The 5,606-nt window shown below is 72.0% G+C and carries 4 protein-coding genes; 3 read left to right on the forward strand and 1 reads right to left on the reverse strand.

Features of this window, described 5'->3' with window-relative positions; translation table 11 throughout:
- Positions 1–160: 160 nt before the first annotated feature.
- The gene (gene rraA / locus QH283_RS16835) at positions 161–661 is read right to left on the reverse strand and encodes a ribonuclease E activity regulator RraA (protein ID WP_280503937.1); all 501 of its coding nucleotides are present in this window, start codon (positions 659–661) and stop codon (positions 161–163) included.
- A 168-nt stretch (positions 662–829) separates the two neighbouring features.
- Between rraA and lysX the strand changes: the two genes are divergently transcribed.
- The 3 genes from lysX (at position 830) to QH283_RS16850 (ending at position 5,511) form a co-directional block, all read left to right on the forward strand.
- Positions 830–4,123 (forward strand): bifunctional lysylphosphatidylglycerol synthetase/lysine--tRNA ligase LysX, encoded by a 3,294-nt coding sequence (gene lysX, locus QH283_RS16840; RefSeq protein ID WP_280503940.1) that lies wholly within the window; start codon positions 830–832, stop codon positions 4,121–4,123.
- A 116-nt stretch (positions 4,124–4,239) separates the two neighbouring features.
- Entirely contained in the window at positions 4,240–4,842 is a 603-nt protein-coding gene (locus QH283_RS16845; RefSeq protein ID WP_280503938.1) for a hypothetical protein, read from the forward strand.
- A 54-nt stretch (positions 4,843–4,896) separates the two neighbouring features.
- Entirely contained in the window at positions 4,897–5,511 is a 615-nt protein-coding gene (locus QH283_RS16850) for a histidine phosphatase family protein (protein ID WP_280503939.1), read from the forward strand.
- The last annotated feature ends 95 nt before the right edge of the window (positions 5,512–5,606 follow it).

Here is a 5,606-nt window from a genome sequence, read left to right on the forward strand (position 1 = left end):
CTCGGAGGCGATGACCTTGTTCTCTTCCGGGCGGGTCAGAGGCAAGTACGCGTTCTAACTGCGTCGCGGCAGCGAGTTGGGGGCGGGCGAGGTGGTGAGCCTGGCCGGACGCCAGGCGCGGGTCACCGGGGCCTGACGACCCCGGCTCCCCGCCGCCCGCTCATTCGGCGCGGACCACCACGCCGTCGTGATCGCTGTAGAGCATCTCGCCCGGCACGAAGCTCACGCCGCCGAACTCCACCGGCACGTCGCGCTCGCCGCTGCCGGTCTGGGTGCTCTTGCGCGGGTTGGTGCCCAGCGCCTTGATGCCGATGTCGAGGGTGCGCAGGATCGCCGAATCGCGCACCGCGCCGTTGACCACGACGCCCGCCCAGCCGTTGTCCACGCCGCGCCCGGCGATGATGTCGCCGACCAGGGCGGTGTGCACGCTGGCGCCGCCGTCGACGACGAGCACCCTGCCCTCGCCCGGCTCGCTCAGGGTCTGCTTGACCAGCAGGTTGTCCTGGAAGCAGCGGATGGTGACGATGCGGCCGGAGAACACGGCTCGGCCGCCGAACTGGATGAACTGGGTGTCGCAGCTGCGGATGTCGGGACCGATCTCGTCGGCCAGATCCGCGGTGGCGATCTCGGTGGTTGACTCGGTGTTCGCTGGTTCGGACATGACGCGATTGTCCCCCGCCCGCGCGTGCCCCCCGGCACGGCCCCCGCCCGAATGTGGCACGGCCCGCGCCGATCCGGCGCCGACCCCGGCGGCGTCGGCGTGGCACCCCTGCCAATCGGCCCCCGATACGTCCACACTGGTTCGGTGACTTCCGCCCCAGAGCGTCCGATGTCCGATCCGGTGATCGCGGCCCCGGAGGCCTCCGTGCCGCACCGCGCCCGGGGCACGCTGCGTGAGGTGCCGCACCGGGCGGGGTTGGCACTGGGCGTGTTCGCGATCGCGTGCCTGCTGTGGAGTCTGTCGCCCACGCTGCGTCATCTGCTCGGACCCGTCCGCCGCTATGTCGACGACTACTACTTCGACGCGCCGGACACCAATGTCATGTGGGCATTGATCGTCGGCCTGCTCGCCGGTGCGGTCGCGGCGCGCAAACGGGTCGCCTGGTGGTTGCTGACCGGCTATCTCGCGATCTTCGCCGTCGCCAACGCGCTGGAGTTCGCCCGCCACCGCGATGTGCACGCGCTGGCCGGGATGCTGGTGCAGCTCGGGGTGATCGGCGTGCTGATCGCGGCCTGGCCGCAGTTCTACACCCGGGTCCGCCGCGGCGCGCTCTGGCGTGCGCTCGGCGTGCTGGTCGGCGGCCTCGCCGTCGGCTGCCTGCTCGGCTGGGGTCTGGTCGAGCTGTTCCCCGGCACGCTGCCGCCGGGCCGGCAGCGCCTCGGCTGGGCGGTCTACCGGGTGACCGCGGCGATCCTGGTGGACAACGAGCACTTCGACGGCCACCCACGGGCTTTCGTGAACATGCTGCTCGGCCTGTTCGGCGCGGTCGCGCTGCTGGCGGCGGCGGTGACCCTGCTGCGCTCGCAGCGCGCCACCAACGCCATGACGGGACTGGACGAATCGGCCGTCCGTGGCCTGCTGGAACGCTCGGATGTCGCCGATTCCCTCGGCTACTTCGCCACCCGCCGCGACAAGGCGGTGGTCTTCGCGCCCAGCGGCAAGGCCGCGATCGCCTATCGCGTCGAACTCGGGGTGTGCCTGGCCGGTGGCGATCCGATCGGCGTGCACGAGGCCTGGCCGCACGCGGTGGACGCGTGGCTGGAGCTGGCCGACCGCTACGGCTGGACGCCCGCGGTGATGGGCGCGAGCGAGGCGGGCGCGGCCGTCTACGGCAGGGCCGGGCTCTCGGCGCTGCGGCTGGGCGACGAGGCGGTGCTGGAGACGAAGAACTTCTCGCTGGCCGGGCCGGAGCTGCGCCAGGTCCGCCAGGCCGCCAACCGCCTGCGCAGACACGGTGTGCGCGTGCGCGTCCGGCGGCACCGCGACATCCCGGTCACCGAGTTCCCGCACATCGCCGCGCGCGCGGACGCCTGGCGCGACACCGAGACCGAGCGCGGCTTCTCCATGGCGCTTGGCAGGCTCGGCGACCCGCTCGACGGCGACTGCCTGCTGGTGGAGGCCGTCGACGAGCGGGACCGGGTGCTCGCCATGCTGTCGATGGTGCCGTGGGGCCGCAACGGGGTCTCGCTGGAGCTGATGCGCCGCGACCCGCACGGCCCCAACGGTGTGATGGAGCTGATGATCTCGCAGCTGGCGCTGACCGCCGAGCAGTACGGCATCAGCAGGATCTCGCTGAACTTCGCGGTCTTCCGCTCGGTCTTCGAGGAGGGCGCACGGATCGGAGCGGGGCCGGTGCTGCGGCTGTGGCGCGGTGTGCTGCTGTTCTTCTCGCGCTGGTGGCAGCTGGAGGCGCTCTACCGCTCCAACGCCAAATACCAGCCCACCTGGGTGCCGCGCTTGTTCCTGTTCGAGGAGCGCAGGCACCTGCCGAGGGTGGCGGCGGCGAGCGCGCTGGCCGAGGGCTTCCTGCCGCGTTGGGGCGCGGCGCAGGACGCGAGCGCGCACACCGGCGTTCGTCCCGCCGTGCCGGCCACGCTGACCGGCCTGCACGCCGACGGCAGCCCGCCGGACTGGCCGCGCCCCGATGTGCTCGCGCCGTCCGCGCGCAGGCCGGAGCAGGTCAGGGTGCGCCTGGACAAGCTGGATCGGATGCTCGCCGCCGGCATCGACCCCTATCCGGTCGCCTATCCCCCGACCCACACCGTCGCGGGCGCGCGCCACTCCCCGCGCGGCACCACCGTGCGGGTGTGCGGGCGCGTGCTGCGCAAGCGCGACTACGGCGGGGTGATCTTCGCGCAGTTGCGCGACTGGTCGGCCGACATCCAGCTGGTGCTCGACCGCGAACGCACCGGCTCGCAACGCATGGCGGCCTTCGACACCTTCTGCGACCTCGGCGATCTGGTCGAGGTCAGCGGCCGGATCGGCCGCAGTCGCAGCGGCGAGCTGTCGCTGCTGGTGTCGGACTGGCGGATGATCGGCAAGTGCCTGCATCCGCTGCCGGACAAGTGGAAGGGCCTGGCCGACCCCGAGGCCAGGGTGCGCAGGCGCTATGTGGACATGGCGATCGACGCCGAGACGCGCGAGGTGCTGGCCACGCGCAGCGCGGTGGTGCGCTCGCTGCGCGACTCGCTGCACGCGCTCGGCTATCTGGAGGTGGAGACGCCGATCCTGCAGCAGGTGCACGGCGGGGCCAACGCGGCGCCGTTCACCACCCACATCAACGCCTACGACCTCGATCTGTACCTGCGCATCGCCCCCGAGCTGTATCTGAAACGGCTGTGCGTCGGCGGCATGGAGAAGGTGTTCGAGCTTGGCCGCACCTTCCGCAACGAGGGCGTGGACTACAGCCACAACCCGGAGTTCACGATCCTGGAGGCCTACGAGGCGCACAGCGACTACCTGCGCATGATGGACACCTGCAGGCAGCTCATCCAGAACGCGGCGCTGGCCGCGCACGGCTCGATGGTGGTCATGCGGCCGGGGCCGGACGGCGCGCTGCGTCCGGTCGACATCTCCGGCGACTGGCCGGTGCGCACCGTGCACGACGCGGTCTCGGCCGCCGCGGGCGAGCGGGTCACCCCGCGCACCCCGGCCGAGGACCTGCGCGCGCTGTGCGACCGGCTCGCTGTCGCGTGCAGGCCGGACTGGGACGCCGGGCAGATCGTGCTGGAACTCTATGAGCACCTGGTGGAGAGCCGCACCGAGGAGCCGACCTTCTACATCGATTTCCCCACCTCGGTCTCCCCGCTCACCCGGGCGCACCGCAGCACGCCCGGGGTGGCCGAGCGCTGGGATCTGGTGGCCTGGGGCGTGGAGGTCGGCACCGCCTACAGCGAGCTCACCGACCCGGTCGACCAACGTCGCAGGCTGACCGAGCAGTCCGTGCTTGCCGCCAACGGCGACCCGGAGGCGATGGAACTCGACGAGGACTTCCTCGAAGCGCTCGAACACGCCATGCCGCCCACCGGCGGCCTCGGCATGGGCGTCGACCGGGTGGTCATGCTCATCACCGGCCGCAGCATCCGCGAGACCCTGCCGTTCCCTCTGGTCAAGCCCCGCTGACACGGTAACGGCCTGCGGCAGAGCGGATTCGGGTCAACAGCCGCTCGACGTAGGCGTTAACCTGAAGGGTCCGGCCGGGAGGAGCCGGAATCCATCCACACACGAAACGGGGGGCGATGAACGTCGACCTGCTGACGACCGCCGGACTGCTCGACCACTCCGTCTGGGCGCAGGCGCTGCCGACACCGGACAGCCTGCTGGCCTCGGACACCTACACCCAGGCCACCGACCTGCTGGCCAGGAAGCGCAACCGCGGCCGTAATTCGGGCGGCGGTTTCCTGTTCGGCGGCATCTGCTGCCTGTTGTTCGTCGTCGCCGTGGTGGTGGTCGCCGTGCTGCTCACCAAGAAGAAGAATGACCAGCCGACAGCGGGCCAGCCGCCCTACGGCGCGCCGCAACCGCCTTACGGTGGTGCGCCACAACCGCCCTACGGCCAGCCGGGCGGGCAGCCGCCGCACGGGGGTCAGGGACAGCCGTACGGTCAGTCCACCGGCGATCAGCCCTACGGCGGCGCGCCCTACGGTCAGCCGGGTCAGCCCGGACAACCGCCGTACGGTCAGCCGCCGCACGGCCCGTCCACCGGCGATCAGCCCTACGGCGCACAGCCTTACGGCCAGCCCCCGCACCCGGGTCAGCCGCCCTACGGCCCGCCCGGTGGGCAGCCGCCCTACGGCCAGCCACCGACCGGCCCCGAGGGCGGCCCCTCGCTCTACAAGTAGCCGGGTCGTGCCCCTGGTGCTGCCCGGGCGACAGCGGTGCGGCACAGTGAACACGTGCAGTTGATTCTTGTCCGCCATGCCCAGCCGCTGCGGCTGACCGCGACGTCCGGTCCCGCCGATCCGGATCTCGCGGAGATCGGACGGGAACAGGCCGCGCGGGTGCCCGCCGCGCTCGCCCACCACCCCCGGATCACGAAGGTGGTGAGCAGCCCGCAGGCCAGGGCGCGCCAGACCGCCGTCCCGACCGCCGAGAAGCTCGGCCTGCCGGTCGAGATCGTCGACGACCTGGCCGAATACGACCGCGACCTGCCCGCCTACATCCCCGTCGAGGACGCCAAGCTGGAGTTCCGCGACGCCTACGAGCGGATCAAGGCCGGGCATCTGCCCGAGGGGATCGACGCGCAGGCCTTCATCGCCCGGGTGCTCGGCGCGGTCGACGAGATCGTCGCCGGGGCCGAACCCCACGACACGGTGGTGGCGTTCGCGCACGGCGGCGTGGTGAACGTGTTGCTCCAGCATGTGCTCGAGCTGCCGAGGCCGCTGACCTTCCCGATCGACTACTGCTCGATCACGCGGGTGCTGTTCTCGCGCACCGGCCGTCGCAGCGCGGCGACCGTCAACGAGAACGGGCACGTCTGGGATCTGCTGCCACGCAACCAGGGGCGCTAGACCGGCTCCGGCACGCGGACGGCCCCGGGACACGGGTACGGGGGGCGGGCCCGGGGCCACTGGCCCCCCGCGGGAAAGGCCGGGGGGGACGGCCA

Origin of the sequence: Nocardia farcinica, from assembly GCF_029867845.1 — a bacterium.
Taxonomy (GTDB): Bacteria; Actinomycetota; Actinomycetes; order Mycobacteriales; family Mycobacteriaceae; genus Nocardia; species Nocardia farcinica_A.

Bases quoted from the DNA above. Each gene is read 5' to 3' on its own strand.
- QH283_RS16845 (WP_280503938.1), top strand. From the start codon at position 4,240: ATGAACGTCGACCTGCTGACGACCGCCGGACTGCTCGACCACTCCGTC.
- lysX (WP_280503940.1), top strand. From the start codon at position 830: ATGTCCGATCCGGTGATCGCGGCCCCGGAGGCCTCCGTGCCGCACCGC.
- rraA (WP_280503937.1), bottom strand. From the start codon at position 661: ATGTCCGAACCAGCGAACACCGAGTCAACCACCGAGATCGCCACCGCG.